Origin of the sequence: Paenibacillus sp. p3-SID867 (assembly GCF_025142895.1) — a bacterium.
Taxonomy (GTDB): Bacteria; Bacillota; Bacilli; order Paenibacillales; family Paenibacillaceae; genus Paenibacillus_AQ.
Map to the genome: position 1 here is coordinate 214,130 of NZ_JAMBDM010000006.1, position 20,937 is coordinate 235,066.

14 protein-coding genes are annotated in these 20,937 nt (G+C 51.4%); 4 read left to right on the top strand and 10 right to left on the bottom strand.

What is annotated here, in order from left to right:
- Window positions 1–302: 302 nt before the first annotated feature.
- The 4 genes from M4D81_RS14530 to M4D81_RS14545 form a co-directional block, all read right to left on the bottom strand.
- A complete protein-coding gene (locus M4D81_RS14530; RefSeq protein WP_260067130.1) occupies window positions 303–1,298 on the bottom strand; it encodes a Gfo/Idh/MocA family protein in 996 nt (331 codons plus the stop codon).
- 38 nt (window positions 1,299–1,336) lie between these two features.
- Window positions 1,337–1,663 carry an antibiotic biosynthesis monooxygenase family protein gene (locus tag M4D81_RS14535; protein ID WP_156088569.1) on the bottom strand — a complete coding sequence of 109 codons (327 nt, stop codon included), beginning with the start codon at window positions 1,661–1,663 and terminating at the stop codon, window positions 1,337–1,339.
- A gap of 229 nt (window positions 1,664–1,892) precedes the next feature.
- Window positions 1,893–7,955: a phosphodiester glycosidase family protein gene (locus M4D81_RS14540; protein ID WP_397376692.1), complete on the bottom strand. Its 6,063-nt coding sequence runs from the start codon at window positions 7,953–7,955 to the stop codon at window positions 1,893–1,895.
- Window positions 7,956–8,432: 477 nt separating this feature from the next.
- Window positions 8,433–9,521 (bottom strand): CapA family protein, encoded by a 1,089-nt coding sequence (locus tag M4D81_RS14545; protein WP_260067012.1) that lies wholly within the window; start codon window positions 9,519–9,521, stop codon window positions 8,433–8,435.
- Between the two features lie 335 nt (window positions 9,522–9,856).
- On the opposite strand from M4D81_RS14545, the gene chrS reads away from it, so the two are divergent.
- The 4 genes from chrS to M4D81_RS14565 all read left to right on the top strand — a co-directional run bounded on the left by chrS (window position 9,857) and on the right by M4D81_RS14565 (window position 12,230).
- Entirely contained in the window at window positions 9,857–10,339 is a 483-nt protein-coding gene (gene chrS, locus M4D81_RS14550; protein ID WP_071221174.1) for a chromate efflux transcriptional regulator ChrS, read from the top strand.
- Between the two features lie 51 nt (window positions 10,340–10,390).
- Entirely contained in the window at window positions 10,391–10,960 is a 570-nt protein-coding gene (gene chrB, locus M4D81_RS14555; RefSeq protein WP_260067131.1) for a chromate efflux transporter ChrB, read from the top strand.
- On the top strand, window positions 10,960–11,502 hold the full coding sequence (gene chrA / locus M4D81_RS14560; protein ID WP_194541307.1) for a chromate efflux transporter ChrA: 543 nt from the start codon (window positions 10,960–10,962) through the stop codon (window positions 11,500–11,502). The genes chrB and chrA overlap by 1 nt, the downstream gene beginning before the upstream one ends.
- Before the next feature lie 179 nt (window positions 11,503–11,681).
- Window positions 11,682–12,230, top strand: a complete 549-nt coding sequence (locus tag M4D81_RS14565) for a hypothetical protein (protein ID WP_071221176.1) — start codon at window positions 11,682–11,684, stop codon at window positions 12,228–12,230.
- Window positions 12,231–12,860: 630 nt separating this feature from the next.
- Here M4D81_RS14565 and M4D81_RS14570 read toward each other — a convergent pair.
- The 6 genes from M4D81_RS14570 to M4D81_RS14595 all read right to left on the bottom strand — a co-directional run bounded on the left by M4D81_RS14570 (window position 12,861) and on the right by M4D81_RS14595 (window position 20,742).
- A complete protein-coding gene (locus M4D81_RS14570; protein ID WP_071221177.1) occupies window positions 12,861–13,220 on the bottom strand; it encodes a Rieske (2Fe-2S) protein in 360 nt (119 codons plus the stop codon).
- A gap of 493 nt (window positions 13,221–13,713) precedes the next feature.
- A complete protein-coding gene (locus M4D81_RS14575) occupies window positions 13,714–14,769 on the bottom strand; it encodes an amidohydrolase family protein (protein ID WP_260067013.1) in 1,056 nt (351 codons plus the stop codon).
- Window positions 14,770–14,796: 27 nt separating this feature from the next.
- A complete protein-coding gene (locus tag M4D81_RS14580; protein ID WP_071221178.1) occupies window positions 14,797–16,347 on the bottom strand; it encodes an ABC transporter substrate-binding protein in 1,551 nt (516 codons plus the stop codon).
- Between the two features lie 66 nt (window positions 16,348–16,413).
- Window positions 16,414–17,274, bottom strand: coding sequence for a carbohydrate ABC transporter permease (locus M4D81_RS14585; RefSeq protein WP_071221179.1), 861 nt, complete (start codon window positions 17,272–17,274; stop codon window positions 16,414–16,416).
- A gap of 12 nt (window positions 17,275–17,286) precedes the next feature.
- Entirely contained in the window at window positions 17,287–18,207 is a 921-nt protein-coding gene (locus tag M4D81_RS14590; RefSeq protein ID WP_260067014.1) for an ABC transporter permease, read from the bottom strand.
- Window positions 18,208–18,435: 228 nt separating this feature from the next.
- Entirely contained in the window at window positions 18,436–20,742 is a 2,307-nt protein-coding gene (locus M4D81_RS14595) for an AraC family transcriptional regulator (protein ID WP_260067015.1), read from the bottom strand.
- Window positions 20,743–20,937 lie beyond the last annotated feature (195 nt).

Below are 20,937 nucleotides of genomic sequence, written 5' to 3' on the forward strand. Positions count from 1 at the left end.
GCTATCCAAACTGAAGTCCAATTCCAAGCGAAATCGGCTGCAGCTCACCTCCTGTCGATCTGCTGGAGTAGATGATCATAATGGTCTGTACATACATGTTCATCTCTATCTCTATCATATTGAAATTTTATTTCAAATTTCAATAGTTTTAATAAAATATAATTTTATAAATCAGGCAGGAATTTAAGCTGCCCATGCCGTAGCAAACACAAAAAAGAAGCCAACACGGGACAATGCCCCGTATCGGCTTCATGATTCATTCAGTTCACGTATTCCAAAAGGCCGATAATCAGCGTCACGGCTTAACCTTCCGAAGGATACTTCAGGCCCCACTGCCCCCGGATCTGATCCAGCAGCCTCATAATCGCAAGCGACTCATCAAGCGGCATCACGTCGCTCTCCAGCCGCCCTTCCAACAGACACTGCCCCACTTCGTAAGCCTCGAAGCTATACCCTTTTTCCTGACGATCATCCGTAACAACCACCGGTTCCTCGCCATCAACATGAAGCGAAGCGGATGTTGCATTCAGGAAGGACGGAATGTGAATATACCCGTTTGTGCCATAAATATAAGCTTCATTCGTCAATCCTAGCCGGATCGCCCCGTTTAACGAAGCAGTCTTCCCGGATTCATAAGATAGAATAACCGAGAACTGCTCATCGACGCCCGTTTCGCCGATATGCGCGGTACTCCATATCTTCTCCGGCTCGGTTCCAAAAATCATGGATGCAAACGATACCGGATAAATACCCGCATCCAGCAGCGCGCCGCCGCCAAGCTCCAAATTCAGCAAACGGCCCTGCGGATTCCAGCCGCTCCGAAAACCAAAATCGGCCTTCAGCAGCCGAACGTCGCCGATATGTCCGTCGTTCAGCCATTCGCGCACCTGCCGGATCGGCAGAAGGAAACGCGTCCACATGGCCTCCATCAGGAACAGCTTCTGCTCCCGTGCAGCCGCCACTAATTCCTCCAGTTCATCCCCGTTAATCGTAAAGGGTTTCTCGCACAGGACGGCTTTGCCGGCCTGAAGACACAGTAAGGCATGCTCCCGGTGCAGCGGATGCGGAGTTGCTATGTACACAACATCGACATCGGGATCCCTCACGAGCTCCTCGTAACTGCCATAAGCCCGCGGTATATCATATTTGGACGCAAACTCACCTGCACTGCTCGCCGTACGTGAGCCTACGGCCACAAACTGAGCGTTCTCCACATACGCCAGATCGGCTGCAAACTGCTCCGCAATCCAGCCTGTCCCCATAATTCCCCATCTGATCTTGCCCGGATTCTGCATCATCATTATTCCTCCCCATCCTCTTCCTTGACTGGCCTTGCCTAAAGCTTGTAGAAGCTATCCCTCTCCACCTTGCAAATTCGCAAGCCAAAGCTTTCATACCACTCGTTCTTGCCCCGTTCCTGTGCTACCTGATGTGCGGCATTTTCCTTCCATAAACGAATGGCCTCCAGGGAATCCCAGTACGATACCGTGATCCCGAGACCCTCATCCCGAGCAGACTCCACCCCCAAATAGCCGGGCTGCTGCGCTGCGAGCTCTGCCATTTTATCGGCCATCATCCCATAACCCCGGTCACCCTCTGTACGCTTGGACACAAAAATGCAGGCATAATACGGCGGCTTCGGCGTGTTCGCGTATTCCGTCATCCTCTTCCCCTCTTCCCGGTTACCAGATTAGCCATTACTCCGATTTACATTCACTCATTGACCATGTAATCATTATATCGGAACTTCCGCCATTCTTTAACCTGTAAGAAAAATGTCTTTCGACGTATATGCCATGAAGATAGACCGCGGTTAGTTTTAAAAAAAGAAACCGCCTCTCTCCACTGTGTGGTCTACAGGAGAAGAGAAGCGGTATTATGACTTCTAGAGTTTACTTCAGCTTATTCAGCAGATTATAAATGACCTGCGCGCTTTCCGCACGCGTGGTCAGGCCTTCCGGTTCAAAGCGGCTTGGCGTATGACCCTGAACAAAACCGAGGGCATGTGCCGTTTCTACCGCTTCCCGAACCCAGTCCGGAGACTCGGCGAGATCGGCAAATCCGCTTCCCGCGCTGATGTTCTCCTGCTGCTGTTTCATCGCGTGGGCATAGGCGCGCACCAGCATCGCCGCCATTTCCTGGCGTTTGATCGGGGCGTCCGGCGCAAAGCGGTCTTTGCCGGTTCCGTTCACGATGCCGGCCTCGGCAGCCGCTGACACGGCCTCGGCGTACCATTTGCCTGAAGCTACATCGGCGAACGGCGCAGGTCCTTCTGACTTAAGATCCAGCAGACGAACCAGCATCGCGGCAAATTCGGCCCGGGTCACTTGCTGGGCCGGTGCGAAGCGGTCCGCGCTGACGCCTTCGATGAGCTGCTTCGCGGCCAAATCGCCGATCACCTCCGCAGCCCAGAACGAGGATGGAACATCTGCAAAGGTTTTCTCGTAATCCAGCAAACCGTAAGCACTGAAATGGCGGATTCCTGCGGCCATGCGGCCGTCTTTGTTTACACCGCCGATATACTCCAGCTCTCCGCTGTCGGATACATAGTACATGGAGATTCTTTTGCCATTAGCATCTGAAGATAACGGCAGTTCTAGCATGATCGGATGATCGAATTCGCTTATGCTGTAGACTTTGCCATCCGCTGTCGTCAGTTTAAGCTCGAACTCCAGCATGGCCCCGGCTGCTGTCAGCTCAGCGCCGGAGACGCGGGCAGCTTGTGCGATCCGCTGCTTCATCTCGGCTTCCGTTAATGTGGCGGCACTCAGTTTTATCAAGCCCTTCTCAAACTGCCCAGCATTTGCAAGACCACCCAGCTGACGAAGCACTTCGGCCGGGATCGTTAGGGACAAATTCTTCGCTTCGAGATGGATTGAACCATCCTTGAGTATGTCTGCTGCATTCCCTGGCAGCGTGATATCCGTAAAGTTTCCGTCTACTGACAAGGTCACTTGCCCATTCGACAGTTTAGCTGCAAGCTCGTTGGCGGATAAGGTGATGCTGCCTGACGGTGGTGTCACAGGCGGCGTTACCGGTGGCGTTACTAGTGGCGTTACTGGTGGTGTTACCGGCGGCTCCGGTCCCGGATCGGGATTACCCCCACCTCGGGTGGTCACCTTCAAATCATATTCCGACTTAAACCCTTCGTAGGTTGCCGAAATAACGGTTGCCCCTTCTGCCAAAGCCCGTACCGAGCCCTGTTCATCAATGGAAGCTACGTCCGGCTTACTGCTCGCATAGGTAATGCCTTCGATTAAACGGATACGGCTGCCGTCGGTATATACCGACTCTGTTACCGTCTGGTCGGCATCCCCGACCTTCAGCTCGGATTTGCCGCTTAAGCGTATCGATTCGATGCTGCCGTTCGGGATTCGGTCTACCGTAATACTCACGTCTTTATAAACATCCGGTGCCGCCGTGCTGGTCGCTCTGACGACGGCATTGCCCAACCCTTGAGCCGTCACGATGCCGTCTGCGGACACGCTGACGACGTCATTCGACGGTTCGGAATGGTATACGGACCATACCACGGTTCGTTCCGCTCGGCTCGGCTTCACCGCAGCCTGCAATTCGTGACTTTCGCCAGCGGCGAGCGTCAGCTCGTCAGATTTTACAACAATCTGTTCCGGATTAGGCTTCGTCAGCGTAAACTCATCCACGACGCGTCCGCCAAGCGTTTTGGTTACGAAATGAAGCTCGTCTCCCTTCACTTCCACGGAGGCATACATCTGGGTCTTCTCTTCGTCGACCACCTCATGCCAGCCACGCTCCGTGTGGGAGTAGAATTTAGGACCTGACGACCCCGCCACGACGTAGGTCGTGCCCTTGCCGTCTGCAACAATCTGGTTATCCATCATCGGGTAGGAACGAATATAAATATGATCATGTCCGTTTAACACGAGATCCACGCCGAATTCCTCCAGCACCGGCGCCCACAGGCTGCGTACCTCGGCGGAGTCGTATATGCTGCCGTAAGGCCCGCGATGGAACATCGCGACGGTCCATTTCTTTGTGTTGTTAGCCAGATCCTGCTGGAGCCACTTCTTCTGCTCCTCCAGCTGATACTCGCTGTTCAGCATAATGAAATGAATGTCCTTGTAATCAAAAGAGAAGTTCGTTCCCTTCAAGCTGTCCACGCCATTGCCCGGCTGGTTAAAGTGAGCCAGGAAGTCCCCGTTTTCCTTATTCCCCATCACTTCATGGTTGCCGATGGCCGACACTAACGTCGTATTCAGGAAATGCTTCTGGGCTTCATCGAACCAATAATTCCACTGCTCCTCCAGGAAGCCCTTGTCCACCATATCCCCGGCATGGACCATGAATTCGGCGTCCGGATGCTCGGCTGCCGCCTTGTCGATCGTATTCCCCCACAGCTCGAACTCCTTCGCAGTGGAGGCCTGGGAATCCGCAAAGTACAAGAATTTCGTTGTATCTCCCGCAAGCTCTGTCGTTTTAAACGAGCCTTGGGCACTGTAATGACCTTGGCCGTCACCGACACGGTACACATACTCTGTGCCCGGCTCAAGGCCGGCCGCCGTCGCTTTATGGACGCGGACCGTGCCGAGATCCAAGGTATGGAACAGCTCGCTGGCACCATTGAACCTCTGGACGTTCGGCGCATCGAAATCCGTAAATTCGGACCGCTTGGCCAATTCCACGACGGTCCCTTCCGTCGCCGGGTCCGTGTGCCAGTTCAGCATCCGCGACGTGGTTGGATCTTCGCCCATACCCACGCTGATGTTGAACGGAGTAGGACTTCCAGCCAGCGGCGATACCTTAAACTCCAAGGCCGGACTGTATTGATTTCCTTTCACTGCCTGCAAGGTATACGTCTTGACCTGGGACGTAAGCGACCCGGTCTTCAGGATACCCGCCGTATCCGTTATGCCCACCGCTGCTGCGTCTGCTAAGATCTGTACGCCTTCCACAGGCTGACCTTGGGCATCGGTCACTTTAAATTCGGTTTCATAACCCTGTACCGTTCCCTCCTCATTCCATCTCAGTGCATAATGCGTTGCGATTTGCGATTCTATCGGAAGACCGTAGAACGAGAATTCGGTATTGCCCGTATCGGTGAAGGATACCGCCCCGGACGTAAGCGAAATGAGGCTGCTGCCGGTTGCGTTCTTTTTCACGTCATACCGGATTTGGCCGATCCAATCCGTATCCTGCAGCGATGCGGTATGAATGTCCTTCCAGGTCACTCTCACCTTTCCTGTTGAACCGTCGATGCTTGCGCTAACCTGGGATGCACTCAGCTTGTTCCCCGGTATGAGCTCCAGATTCTCCACTTTGGCGGGATCGAATTGGAAATCGACATGGCCGCTGCGGATTTGGGATGTCTTCACACCGCCGATATCCAGCGTGTAACTACCGCCAACATAGATCGTATCCGGCGTATTGTATACCACTTTGGCTGCACCGGTATTTACGGTGAAGTTCCATTCATGGGTCGTTTGGTTGCCCGACAGATCACGGACGGTAACTTTTGCCTGATGAACGCCATCGGCGAGTGGAACATTCGGCGTGTAATGAATTTTCCCTTCCGGTGGATACAGGGTATGCTGCACCAGGCTTCCATCCAGATAGAATCGGATTTTGTCCGGATCGATCAGCGTCGTTCCCGGATGTGCCACAGGATCATAGCCTGCATCCTCGGCATACACCGTTATGGTCGGCGTATTCACCTTGATTTCCGCACCGTCGGTCGGCGAGAATTTCTTCAGAACCGGCGGATCGATATCGTCATTGGCCGGACCGTACAATGCGCGAATTTCGTCCACGTAGATGGCACCGGCGTCTTTTTTCGCGGCCTGTGTTTCCATATATCGAACCGGCATGTCCATCACCAGCGGAAGGGTTCTTCCTTTGGGTACGGACACTTCGAGATACTTCCATCCCTTGAAATCGACGCCGACCGTCTGATCGGTAAAATCGAGCGGGATCGCGCCCTTGCTGTCACGCAGTTGGGCACGGAGCCAGTGCGTTTTGCCGTCCCCATAGACCCACATGCTGATTTTCTCCGGATAGCCCGGAATTTCAATATTGTCTGTCGTTCCGTTGGTCTGGAGATAAGCGCCGGAGGTGCCTGTCATTCCGGTAAAATCATACTCCAGCTTCAACGCTCCATTCCCCGAACGAATGTAGGTTTCATCGGTTTCAATGGATACCTTGGTCGATTTGACCTGCGCACCGGCGCTCGGTTTATAACGGCTAAGGCCGTTCTCGAAATCTTCGAGCATGACCGGCGGAAGCCCGACGTTCACTTCGATTGAGGTCTCGATTTGACCGTACTTCACGAAGATTTTACCGCTGACGTCCTGCTTGTCCGTGGCGGTAAACGTTCCGTTTCCGTCAATCGTCCCGATATCGCCTTCGGTACGCCACTCCAAACGGCTATTGTCGGCCTGTACCACTTGACCATTGCGAAGCGCCGTGACCTTGAGTGTCTCGGTCGAGCCGGATGAGAAGGTCTTCACCACGTCCGAGAACTTGAGCTCGGTCAACTCATCGACGACTTCCAATGCGGCTTTACCTGTCAGATTACCGGATTGTACGGATACCTCGGTCAATCCAGGTTGGTTGCCTGCCTTAAACGTCCCGCTGGCGTCGATTGTCCCATAGGCTGGGTCAACACTCCAAGCCGCGGCCTCCGTCATTTTCGCCGGATGCAGATTCTGATCCACGGCCGCCGTTTTGAAGGTAGCGGATGAACCGGTCAGCACTCTCTCAAGCGTGGGTGCTACAACGAGTTTATTCGCCGCTTCTTCAGGCGCCTTGTTCACCAGCAGAATACCGTTGGCCGTTTTGCGTTCCCCGCCGTCCGACGGCGAGTTGAGCACCTTGCGTTCCGTTTCTCCCGGTAAGCGGGCAACGAAGGTAGCCGAACCGCCTCCGTCCAGATTCAGTGCGTTCACTACGCCAAGCTCCTGCAGCATTTCACCAAGCTCGATGTAATTAAGTCCTTCACTGAACCCAGGCTGGCGGCCATCAACCTCGAACAGCACAACAGAGCCGTCCGCTTTGGTGCCCACCACCGTTCTCGGGTGTACAGCCGGATCGCTATGCTGCTGCACGACGCCATCCTTGACCAGCATTACGGTGCCGCCAATCGCCATCGTGACGTCCTGCCATTCGTTATCCAGCTGAAAACTCGCCGTCACTTCATCCCCTGCCTTCAGCCCGGCAAGCTTGCTCCGCTGCGAGCCCGAAGCGGACAGAACCACTTGACCTTGGCCAATCGGCGAGTTCCCCTGATCCTTAAGAACGGAAGCCACCTTCATCGTCAAGGTCTCCCCGCTGGCGACCCTGCCGCTCACGATATCCAGAATCGCTTCGTCTCCCAGAGTATTGGTCATCGTGGTGGCATTGAATTTTTCGGTATAAAGAACAAGTGCGTCCGTCCCTCTTAGACGGTTGATAGAGGACAGGCTGCTGACCGTTCCGCCTATCGTCACATTTTTCGTTAATTTCGGACTGCCGTAGAGGCTCGTTCCGTCCTGTTTAATGCCAAAGGCGTTCCGGCCGCTGGGCGGATCCGTCAACAGTTCCCCGTCCCCCATGAACAATCCGAGCGGAATTCCGGTGGACATATCGTAGAAATCTCCGTTTACCGCCGCGATGACGCGATTGCCTGCCTTGTCGGCATCGGACGCCATTTTGCTGACTCCCTGCATGCCGTATACCTTGCCGTCCGTGAGACCCGGCTGAAGCTCCAGATTCCCCTGTGATGGGTTGAACTCCACCATGTGGACCTTCTGCTCGCCGCTGCCCTTCTGCATATTCGCCCACGTATATGTAGCCCCCGGCCCGATCTCCATCTGCCGCATATCAATGACCGATGCAGCAGCGGCCGCTGGGTCGGCAGCAGCAGCTTGTCCTGCGGGAAACAGCAGCGATAGAAACATCACACCGCTGAGCAGCGATGATATTCTCTTTTTGCTCCTTAACATGTACATAAATTCCTCCTTCTCTATGCTTGGACTCTGGTTCCTCTCGGTTGTAAGTCCGCTCATGAACGAAAGACCTACTCGGGAGTATAGCGCTCGCTTGTTAATTCCACCTCCAATCTGTGTTAAGACAAAGTTAACTCTGCCGGTATCGGCTTTACATTCAGTCATTAGCTGGAAGGGCTGCAAAAAAGTATGCTGCCGATCCGTATTCTCCGCTTCCGACGAACGAAATTAACCCGTCTTCTTCCCTTCATCATATTGAAATATTATTTCAATTTACAATATATTTTGTAAAATTTTATTTTATTTTTTCGGCAGGAATTTGCGACTGGATGGCGTAATTGCAGCTTTTGTCGAATGCAGGGAATGAAACAAACGCCTTGCTGCCAGTTTCCGACTTATTTTTACGGGGACCTTCCAAAAGCACACAAAAAAACAACCGCAGCTAACAGCCGCAGTTGTTTTCAAGCTTCCCTATTATTTTTTGCTGACATTGCCGTTGGCATCAATTTTTGCATTGTAGGAGAGTTTGTTCAGTTTCGCGATGATCTCTTTGTTGTACTTCTTGTCCATCAGATTCGGCTGGCCCTGAAGTATCTTCATCGGCGTAATCCGGCTCGTGATCTTGGAGCCCTGAATCTCAACATGCACCATCATCGACAGCAAGGTTTTGTCCCCGCCCCGGGTCGAGCGGTTGAACACGAAGTTGCCGAGTGAATAATAAATCGGCTTGTTCTTGTAATATTCGATGCCCATCAACGTATGGCTGTGCGATCCGATAATGATGTCGGCACCGGCGTCAATCATCTTCTTCGCCATCGTGCGCGCATATTCTTCCGGATAGTCAGCGAACTCCTCGTTCCAGTGGATGTACACGATTGTGTAATCGTTGGTCTTTGCCGATTTCTTGATATGGGTCAGCATCGGCTCCATCGTGTAGGCGGAAGCAGCGCCCGGATGGTTCTTGCCCGCGATCCAGGAATTGTCCGACAGTACCCGGCTGACGCCCAGCACCGCAATTTTCTTTCCGTCAATGTTCTTCACGTAAGGCTGGAAGGCCTCGTCAATATTGCGCCCCGCCCCGGTGTACCCGATCTTCTGACGCTTCAGATGGGTAATCGTATCCAGCATGGCCTGCTGGCCATAGTCCAGGATGTGGTTGTTCGCCAGCGTTACGCCGTCGATTCCCGCGTATACCAGACCCTTGAGCGTGTCCGGCTTCGAACGGAAGGCAAAGGTTTTATCGGCTGCCTTACCGCGAATGGAGACCGGCGTCTCCAGGTTGGCAAACGCCATATCCGCTTTTTTCAAGATGGGGGCTACCTTCTTAAAAGGATATAGGTTCCCGAATCTATCAATCTGGTTCCCCACGTATCCGTCTAACAGAATGTCACCTGCAAAAACAAGATCTATCGGTTTACTCTTCGACTTGGCCTGAGTGGTTACTTTATTATTAGTCTCCTGGACTTTGCTCTGAGTCTCTTTTCCATCCGTGCCTGCCGCCGAGACCATACTCGCCGGAATGAGCATAACGATAACCAGAATGAGGCAAAATAATCTCTTCATCTCCATGCCGCCTTTCCAAATAAGAACTTCTAAGAAGCTAGTCATTTACCATGTTTATCCTATCATAAATTGATAGAAAAGGGTATTTATATCAAACAAACCATTTAATAGAATCCTAATCTGGATGCTAACCAGTCAGCCCTTCCAGCACTACCCATAGCCTTAGACTTGAAATGCGGAGAAAAAGTTTCAATTTTCGCAAATTATATTGAAAACATCGCAACTTGCTTATATATTTAAACGTATCGTAATTGAAATCTTAATTTTAATTACGTTTCGTAATATTTAGATGAGGTAAGTCTTACATATAAGTAAAACAAAAGGAGCTGCAACCCATGAATATTCACGCTGCCGGCGAGAACTCATCTCCCATGATTGATGATACGGACCGCAAAATCATTGCGATTCTCGGCAAGAACGGGCGAATCTCGTACACGGATTTGGCCAAGGAGATCGGATTGTCCCGTGTTGCCATACAGGCCAGGGTCAATGCGCTGCTCGATGACGGCGTCATTGAGCGCTTCGCGGCCGTCATTAATCCGGAGAAAGTGGGGATTTCGGTGTCCGCTTTTTTTAATGTGGAGGTGGAGCCCAAATATTTACAGCAGGTGGCGGACACATTGGAGAACGAGCCGTATGTAACAAGTCTGTATCATATGACCGGTCCCAGTAAGCTGCATATGCACGGACTTTTTACCGATCATAAGGAAATGGAAATGTTTTTAAATGAGAAGCTTTACCCGCTCCCGGGCATTACGAGTGTGGACACGCAGATTTTAATCAAGCGTTATAAAAGCCGAATGGGCATCAGACTGTAGCCTCACGGAGAAAGGACTCATACCTTGAGCAGTAAAAATAGCAATCCATTCATGGAATTAACGTTCGGCATGTTCCGAACCGGGATACTCGGCTACGGCGGCGGGCCTTCGGTTATTCCGTTGATCCGTCACGAGGCCGTCGTTCGTTACCACTGGCTCAGCGACGATGAATTTGGGGAGGTGCTCGCGCTGGCCAACGCGCTCCCGGGCCCGATTGCCACGAAGATGGCCGCCTATCTTGGTTACCGAAAAAAAGGAGTGCTTGGCGCGATGGTCGCGGTTCTTGCGCATATCCTTCCGACCTGCATCGCGATGATCGCGCTGCTGTCGGCCGTGACATTCCTCAGCAGCTCCAAAGTGGTGGCGGGGATGATTGCCGGCGTTACGCCGGTCATTGCCGTCATGCTGGGCACGATGGCTTACGAATTTGGCGAGAAGGCTGTAAAGGGGCTCGGCATCTATGCCGGGATTGGATTTTTCATGGTGTCGTTTCTCCTGCTGGAGCGTTTCCAGCTCCATCCAGCCCTCGTCATTATGCTGTTCCTTGCTTATGGCACCGTGCATTTTAGAACCGTAGCCAAACTCAAAAAACAAAGACGGGATAAGGAGGGGTCCGCCTGATGGAAGAATGGCTTCAGCTGCTGGTCAGCTTTTTTGTCTCCAACGTTCTCGGGTATGGCGGCGGCCCTGCTTCGATCCCGCTCATGTATAAGGAAATCGTCACGAATCACGGCTGGCTGACCGACCCGGAATTCTCCAACATGCTTGCCCTTGGCAACGCGCTTCCCGGGCCGATCGCCACCAAAATTGCCGCTTTTGTCGGGTATGGCGTATCCGGCTGGATGGGCATGACCCTCGCCCTCGCGGCGACGGTCATCCCTTCCGCGGTAGCGCTCATCTGGCTGCTGAATTTGCTGCAGAAATACCGCACGTCGCCGGTGGTCAAAGGCATGACCCTGCTGGTTCAGCCGGTCATCGCGATCATGATGCTGACCCTGACGTGGCAGATCGGCCAAAGCTCCGTCATCTCCATCGGCCTCCTGCAATCCCTCGGCATCGCCGCCGTCGCCTTCTGGGCCATGAACATTCGCAAGATCCACCCGGCATTGGTGATCCTGGCCGCGTTTGCATACGGGGGCTTGGTGTTGTCGCAGGTGGTGTGAGGGGGGATTCTTTTTCAGTAAATTTATTTAAACTCACTAATAGATTATCTAAAGAGAAGGCTACGGAATACCGTAGTCTTTTATTTTATTTCAACCTGGTATTGTATTCGAAAGGATAAATCGGTTGAGCATGGTAAAACTAGGATAAACATCCTAGGTCTGGAGGGAATAAAAAGAAGATGAAGAAGATCACATTAGCCCTAATGTGTGTCCTGCTTTCATTTGGATTAGCGCAGTCGGCGTTTGCAGATGAGCAAGTTTTGCACCAGCTCAGTAAAGACACTGATTTTGTTATTTATGCGCCTCAACTGCCGAAGACCGATTGGAAACTGGACATTCCCGTGCCTTATCCGTATAAACCCGGCGAGAAAAAAATTACCTTTACCAGATTTAGTTACTTTGATATGTCTGGATCCATTTATTTAATGGGAGTCGAACAACATAAAGCGTACGGTTACAGGTTCACTCAGTCCATTACAAACATAGATATCAAAAATAACACCAGCTCAACTAAACAAAAAGAGCGTACATTTACATTTGATTCTAGGGGCGAACTGGTCACATGGGATGATGTCGAAGCGCGATTTGAGTCATGGGCCACTAAAGAACAGAATGGCGGTTTTCTGAAATGGATTCAAGATAATACTTACATTGAAATGAGCAGCGTCGTTTTGACTAAGGAACAAATGATTGAAGTCGCCAGATCTATGAAGCCGGTTGAACATTAGTGTATTTCATTCTTAAGAGGAGCACCCAATATCCTAGCGTAATCTTGTTTCGACAACAATAAACCGTTCTCTAAAATCGCTATGACCAAAAGAGCGAGTATGAGGGACTCACTCCCACCATCCTCGCTCTTTTTTCAATCGGAGCCATCCAAGCCGTCACCGGACTACGCACCGTACCTATCGCCCCGCTTAGACCAACAGGGAAATGAGCAGCAGTTCACTGTGAACCGGACGTCCAAAAATATGATCGCCATATGGTCAACAGCCATCCAAGCATGCCCCGAACCACGAATCGTGCGCACGATGTACAAATATCATTCCATATGTCCCTAAGTCCTCTTGCTCTATGGTCGTGAGGACTTTCTAACGGACTCAGAATACCTTATTTTGTACAAAATAGCCCTTTGGGTAGCTTTAGCGGACACAGAGGACCTTATTTGCTGTTTTTATTGGTATTGGCACCCGTAATTCGCACAATAGCGGATCTGGAGTCCGGTACATTGTAAAAAATCGAGTTTTGATCTTAAATAACGGATCTAGGGTCCGTTAAAAGTTGACACAAGTAACTTGAGTGCCCATGGGTAGTAATGTACCTTCAGCCCCATGAATTACATCCCTTCATTTCCCCGCCTATTTCCTCCCCATCACCACCCCGATCCTGCCCTCTTGGACCTCCACCTTATACTTCTTCACCCGGATGCGGTCGCTAAACAGCGACTTGCCGGTCTGCAGGTCAAACTCCCATCCATGCCAGGGACAGCGGACAATTTCGCCTGCCCGGCCGTATTCGTAGTCGTATACCTCCGAAGGAAGCGTCGTACCGGAGACCAGTCCTGCGCAGATTGGCGCCCCCTGATGCGGGCAGTAGTTCAGAATCGCGTGATACTCGCCGTTGACCTGATAGATGCCGATTTCGCGTCCCTCTATGTTCACGACCGCGTGCCCGCCCTCCGGAACGTCCTCCTCCGCCAGCACGTAATGTACCGCCATATATGCCACCTCCTTGCCTATGCGCCCAGCTTTGTAGGGTTTGGCTTTGAGTTTGCTTTGAGTTTGCTTTGAGTTTGCTTTGAGTTTGCTTTGAGTTTGCTTTGACTTTGGTTCATCTTTAGTTCAACTTTGTTTTGCCTTTGTTTTCGCCCTTCTTCTTTCGCCTTTGGTTCAACTTTGTTTTTATGTTTTCGAACTTCTTCTTTCGCCTCTGGTTCAACTTTGCTTTGAATTTAGTTCACCTTTGTTTTCGACGTTTTTTCGCCTTTCTTTCAACTTTGGTTTCGACTTTCTCTCAACTTTGGTTTCGACTTTCTCTCGCCTATGGTTTGGCTCATCTTTCGTTTGCCTTTCGTTCGTCTTTCGTTTGTCTCTGGCTCATCTTTGGTCCGTCTTTGGTCTGACCTTGCTTTACCCATAACCCCAGCTTCAATTATTCAAGCAAGCTTTCATACGGATACCGTGCATCCATTTATCCATTTATCCGTTCCGCTCAATCCAACTTGTACAGCTGCTTCGCATTCTCATAAAAAACCTTCCGCCGCGCCTCCGGCTTCAGGCCCCGTAAAATATGGCCAGGCGAGTCGAAGTCCCAGTGCGGGTAATCGCTGGAATAGAGCAGCATGTTCTCCGCATCGATCATATTGAAGAGATCGATGAGATGCTGCGGGTTGTCGGGCTCCTCAATGGGCTGCGTCGATAAGTAGCAATGCTCCCGAATATACTCGCTTGGCATTTTCGTTAACCAGGGAACGGTTGCGCGCAGCGCTTTATAATTTTTATCCAGCCGCCACATCAAGCCCGGCAGCCAAGCGACTCCGCCTTCAACCAGAACCACCTTCAGGTTCGGATACTTCACGAACACGCCCTCGCATACCATGCTCACCAGATGTGCCATAAACATCTGGGAGAGGCAGGTGTGCCACTCAATGTAGCGGGTCGGGTAGCCGGCCGCGGTGGGAGCGGTCGAGCTGCCGCCTCCCTCAGCTCCCGGATGGATTGCGAGCGGCAGCCCGTTACGCTCCGCCGCTTCGTAGATCGGGTGATAGAAGCGCTGCCCCAGCGGCGAATGCGCCGCACTGGAGATCATCACCTCCACGATATCCGGGTGCCCACCAATGCGGTCGATCTCGCGTGCCGCCAGCAGCGGATCCTGGGTAGCGACCGCCATTGCGCCTTTGAACGCTTTATGTTTACCGAGCCACTCGGCTATCAGATAATCGTTATAGGCCGAGCATATGGCTGCCGCGTAATCCGGATCATGCGTTGATGAAATGTTGTAGACGACCCCCGTCAGCACGGCATAATCCAGATTGTAGCCTTCGATCAGCTGCTTGATCATATAATCGGGATCGGAGCCGGCTTTGCCTCCCCCCGGAGGGATCGAGTCTTTTTTCATCACGCCGATCGGCGAGTAATAACCCGAGCCGGCATAGCCGATACCAGAGGCGGCCACCCGCGAGCGCCAGGGCTCCTGCAGATAAGGAAGCAGTGCCCTGTCATCCTGTTCATTATGAACATCGACATCGATGATTTTGTAGTCGTCCATGTCCCATTCCTCCATCTCCATTACAGATTACTTCCCGCCATACGTGCGCGTATATGCGTTGTTATACATGGCAAGGAGTTCGTCGGAGCCGAGTTTCTTGGCCTGGTCAATAAATTGCTGGTAGGTTGTATCATTAATCGGTGTTTTGCCTGTTACAAACTCCGTCACCTTCTGCTCAAGGAATTTGTTCAGATTGTTCAGCTTCGATTTCTCAAGCTCCAGCTCCTCTTCCGTCTTAACGATCTGCTTTGGTGCCGGGACGATATACTGCTCATACCGTGCATTGATATCCTTGCTCTTCTCGCTTAAGCCGCGCTCCCATACTTCGCGGGACTTGGCATTGTTCAGCGTAATCAGGTCATACCAGACGCCCCAGTCCTTGCGAAGCGCATTAAACGGAGACTCTCCGAATTCCTTGTTGTATACCGCCTTGCCGTCCTCCATCGTATACGTCTTGCCCTCGATGCCCAGGGACAGATAATTCGTCCCCTCTTCGCTGACTAAATAATCGAGGAATTGAACCGCCCGCTCCTTATCCTTCACTTTCGCGGAGATCGCTCTGCCGACGGTGCCGACAACCGGACGGGAAAACTGATAGTTCTTAATCCCTTCGGCTGCAAAGGAAGGAATCGCGTCCAGCTCATACTCGGCCGTACCGGCACCCCGTGCCTTGGCAACCAAGGATTCCAAATCCGCCTTCCAGAAAAACGTAACCAGGGATTTGCCGGTCAATATACGCTCCTCCCACTGCGCTTGCGTCAGCAGCGAGAATTCCGGATCCAGCAATTTTTCTGCGTACAGCTTATTCAGAAACACCAGCATATCCTGATAATTCTCATGATAAGGAGCGAACCCGTACTGATCCGTTGTCGGATCCAGATTGTAGAAGCCGCTGATACCGGTGAAGATTCGTCCGAATGTTGTATACAGCCCTGTATCCCCGACAATGGCGTTCGAGATCAGCGGATATGAATCCGGCACCTTTTCTTTGAGTGTTTTTAAATATTGATAAAATTCATCCACCGTGGTCGGAGCCTGTATCCCATGCTGATCCATGATGTCCTTGCGGGCATACCATATAAAGTTGAAGCCCTTGCCCTCCGCGTCCCCTTCCAGGACAGGTACGGTGTATAATCCTCCATCCGTGCCCGTTGCCAGCGCCTTGGCTTCAGGGTATTTCTCGTAAAATGCTTTAAGATTCGGAGCCTTATCCAGATAGTCATTCAAATTCAAGAACACCTTCTCCGGCCCGTGCTCCCTGCCGTCCTGCGTCGGTACCTGGATAAAGTCGGTAGCAGTGTTCGTCGCGATCATAATTTGTCTCTTCTCTTCAAGACCTTCCTGGCTTACGATCTGGAACTCAACCTTAACGCCCGTCTTGGCCTCAATTTCTTTGAATATTTCCCAATCATCCCGTACCTTGCCCTCCACCCGGTCATAGACCAGCCACGAGAATGTAACCGGATTGTCCGGACTTAACGTGCCCGTATCCTTCTTGTCTCCGCTTGTGCAGCCTGTCACGAGCATTACGCAGAGCAGTAGAATCGTGAGCGCCATTCTGAACCCCGTTCGCTTCATCCCATAACCTCCCCTTCTCTAACTCAGCATTTTGCAAAATTCGATTCTCGTTCGCAGCTTATTGGATTACCCCTTGATCCCCCCAATCATCGTGCCCTGTACAAAATACTTCTGGATGAACGGATAGACGCACAGAATCGGCAGTGTACCAATCATAATCATGGCGTACTTCAAGGTTTCCAAATGGGTCAGGTCCCCTTCGCCCTGCACATTTGTACCGGCGATCAGGATGTTGCGCATCATAATTTGCAGCGGGTACATATCGCGGTCATTCAGATAGATCAAAGCGCTGAAGAAGGAGTTCCATTGATTCACGGCCGTGAACAGGCCGATCGTGACCATCACGGGCACGGATAACGGCAGCACGATCCGTACCAGAATCTGCAGGGACCCGCATCCGTCGATGGCGGCTGCGTCCTCAAGCTCCTCCGGCAGCGCCTCGAAGAATGTCCGCATAATAAACAGATACCAGGTGCTGATCAAAGACGGGAGCACGATCGCCCATATCGTATCCAGCATCCCAAGCTTCTGAACGATCAGGAAGGTCGGAATCATTCCCCCGCTGAAGAGAAGGGTGAAAGCCGCCATCAACAAGATCACCCTCCGGCCGGGCAGCCAGCGCTTCGCAAGCGGGTATGCCATCGCAGACGTTGCAATCAGGGTTAATACCGTATGGACAAATGTATAGCGGATCGTGTTCCAGTAACTCACCCAAAGATCCGGATTGTAGATGAGTTGCTCATAAGCGATCAGCGTAATCTTCTTCGGCCAGAGCAGGACAGCACCGCTCGCTACCATGGCATTGTTGCTGATCGATGCCGAAAATACATACACCATCGGATAGGCCATCACGATGACAAGCACAAGCATGAACACCACATTCAATACATCAAACACCTTCGAGGCCAAGCTTTCCTGCTTCTTCATCACGCACCTCCCTTACCACAGGCTGGTCTCTGAATATTTGCGTACGATCCGATTCGCCGCAACGACCAGAATGAAGCCAATCGCGGATTGGAACAGGCCGACCGCTGTTGCGAAGCTGAAATCGGCATCAAGAATCCCCCGCCTATAGACAAAGGTGTTAATGACATCCGAGGTTTCGTAATTCATCGTGTTGTAGATCAAGAGTATTTTCTCGAAGCTGGCCTCCATGAAATTACCGAGCGACAGCACGAACAGAATAATCATGACCGGCACCATGCCGATGAACGTAATATGCCGGACCTGCTGCCAGCGGTTCGCCCCATCCATCTTGGCCGCTTCGTACAGCGTTGGATCGATTCCGGCAATCGCTGCCAGATAGAGAATGGTGCCCCAGCCCACCTTCTGCCAGATCTCGGAGCCGACATAGACTGTACGGAACCACTCCGGCATACCTAGAAACATAATGGGCTCGATGCCAAACATCTTGACGAGCAGATGATTGACAACTCCAGTTGTCGGCGAAAGAAAGGTAACGAGTATGCCCGCGATAACGACGGTGGAGAGGAAATGCGGCATATAGCTGATGTTTTGCACAAATCGTTTGAACCATTTGCCCTTCAGTTCATGGAACAGGACCGCCAGAATAATAGGGGCGGGAAAATGAAACAGAAGGTCGTACACATTCAGCATGATCGTGTTGCGAATCAGCTTCCATGCATCGGGAGTAACGTAGAAGAATTCAATCAAATGCTTCAGTCCGACAAACTCGCTTCCCAGAATGCCCCGGCCGATCGAATAGTCCTGGAAGGCGATGATAATGCCATACATCGGCGCGTACTTGAATATCAAGTAGTACAAAATGCCGGGCAGCATCAGCAAGTACAGCGCTTTATGCTTTTTCAGAACATACCCGATCCGCGATAGCTGCGCCAATCATCCCCACCTCCAATTCTGTTTAAGATGAACGAAAGAATCTTAGCCTGAGCATCTCCACGATTGCGGAGATTCGTTGTTGTCCCCACTATACGAGCCGTGCTTCAAAGCGTAAAGCGTGCATCTTTTCATCGAGACACTTCTTTTGCAGGCCTGTTGGCACAAGGCTTTATCGGCAGCCGAATGCAAAAAAAGAGACTTCAGAAAATAATGCAGTCTCTTCTTCCCTTATTGGTGAATGTTCCGGTACTTTGCAGGTGTTATGCCTTCGTATCTGCGGAAAGCCCGAATCAGCGAATTCCTGCCCCAATACCCCACCTTCTCGGCAATCTCGTCCATTTTCAGATCGGTCTCCAGCAAAAATTGCTTGGCCTTCATCAACCGGTACTTCGCGATATATTCCACATATTTTTCACCCACCTCCTCCTTGAAGGTCCGACTGAAATGTCCTATGGACATGTTCATCATGCCTGCAAAATACTCAATCGACAGCTCTTGATCATAATGCTTGTGGATGTAGTCCACAATCTCTATGAATTGCTGACTGCGGCTGTTAGCCTGCGGCATCCGGAACAGAAACCCGTGTATGTCCTCGAAACAGCGCTTTAACTCGTCCCATGTCATGCAGCGATTCATTCGTTCAAACAGACCCGAATAATAAGGAACGTTCAGTTCATTGCGCTCTGATTCCACCGCCCGGATCCATGTGTTCAGCACGTCAGCGAGCAAATATTTCATTTGCACGGCTGCCGCGTCTTTGCGCTTCCCCTCCTCCAACAGATCAAACACGGATTGGAGCAGCTTGTCATACTCTCTGGTTTTGTACTGATTGAGAATTCGCTGGACCTCCTGCACGGACAAAAAAGGGTCCCATTGCTGCAGCTCCCGGTTAGGCTGACTCGTGCAAATTTCAATCATAGAGTGCAGTCCCCGATACTTCAGCATGGCGGCGGCATGCTCATAGGACAGATGCAGCTCTTCCATGGCGTGAACGGTTTTGCCGATACCGATGGTCGCTTTATAATAAGCGCTATATTCCAGGAAAATGAGTCGAACGCTTTCCGCCATATACTCCGGGTGGTCTTCCCGAATCGGATCATGCTGAACGATGCAAGCGAGTATATCCGGCCTTGTCTGGCAGATCCACACCATACCGGGTGCCAGCTGGTGGATCTTGTCCTTCAGCTCTGTGAGCAGAAACGTCTTGGTCGACTCCGATGCCCCATCGTACACGGGCGGATCATAGTGGAAGGAGATGCACAGGACGGTTCTGGCCGCTTCATGGCTGTAGGCAAACTCAATCTCCTTGGCGTAGTATTCAATCGATAATGCGTCACGATACTGGCCCAGTAATATTTTCGTAAAAAACTGCTCCTGCACAATCGGCAGCATCCCGCTCACCATCTGGAACAGCTCTTTATTCTCCGTCATGATGAACTGGGAGTAGCGTTTGATGACATCAAACTCATCTCCTTCGTGACGGAGTGCCTCGCCAGAGAGGTGATGTGGCTTCAGCCCTTCCCTAATCTCCCGGATCGGCCGATATAATCGCCGGCTTAAATAATACGAGGCGAGAGCGCCGACAGTCAGGAAGAAGATAAGGAACAACCAGCTGATCAAGCGGGTAATATAAACCGGCTTCATTAATGTTCCTAAATCAATCATGCTGATATAATGCCAGGACTCGTCAAAGCTCGAAGTTAGGAAGGACAGCCCCATCTTGTCCGATATCGTAAATTGCGGGGCCATGCCCTCTGTGCGGATTCGCTGCTGCAGCGCTTGCTGATCCTGCTCGGTCAATCCGGTTTGAGAGATCAGTTTTCCTGCATCATCCACAATTGCAGTACCGTTAACCCAGCTTTCCGTAATATGAATTTGCTCTTGAAGCTTCTCTGGGTTCACATCGACCAGGAGATATACTTCAGGGGCGGCGGTATTGAATGGATAGCTCATCGAAGCCGTTAAGGTGGCTGAAGAATCCATAAAGTCCATCATTTTCTTACCGGACAGTTCAGCCTCCAGCTTTTTGCGGCGGTTCAAATCCATGGGATATCGGGAGGAGAAATAATACGATTTATTCGTATACGTTTCGGAATCAATGATCAGGTCCTCGTGTACAAAATAATAGGATGCTCTATCAACCAAATCATCCGATTCCAGCTGCTGGAGCTGTTCCCGCAGCGAATGAAGCAGCTCCGGGAGGAGCTGACGGTCCGGGGATGAAGCCATGGGTGTGAGGAGCACGCTTCGCAGCCTCGAGGTGCTGAGGATATTAATCATATGGGTCTTCAACGATTGCAGCTCTGTGTCGGTCTGCTCGGAGAACCGGCTCATCATGACGTTGTTGAAGCGCTCCGCATCCTTTTCAATGATCCGAACGACAAGAACCTGTGCGAGCACACATGCAACAATGACCGGAATGAGAATCAGGAGGAAATAGTTCGCGAACAGCCTCCAAAAAAGGGTATGCCTCCTGGGAGGAGGAGAAGCAGCTCCTAACTCAGGAGATCGGTTAGGTGGTATCCTTCGCTTCATAAATATCCCCCCTTTGTATTTAAAATTTAAGGATAGCGAATCCCCTTGGCATGATCGGGCTCGTCATTTTTACTATATTTTGATGTTAGTTATAATATTCTTAATAGAAACCATTCGGAATCTCCTCTTATTCCACGGCACCCGGTCATGGCATTATTTCACAGCAAATTCTAATTCATCTCTAACCGTCCTCTC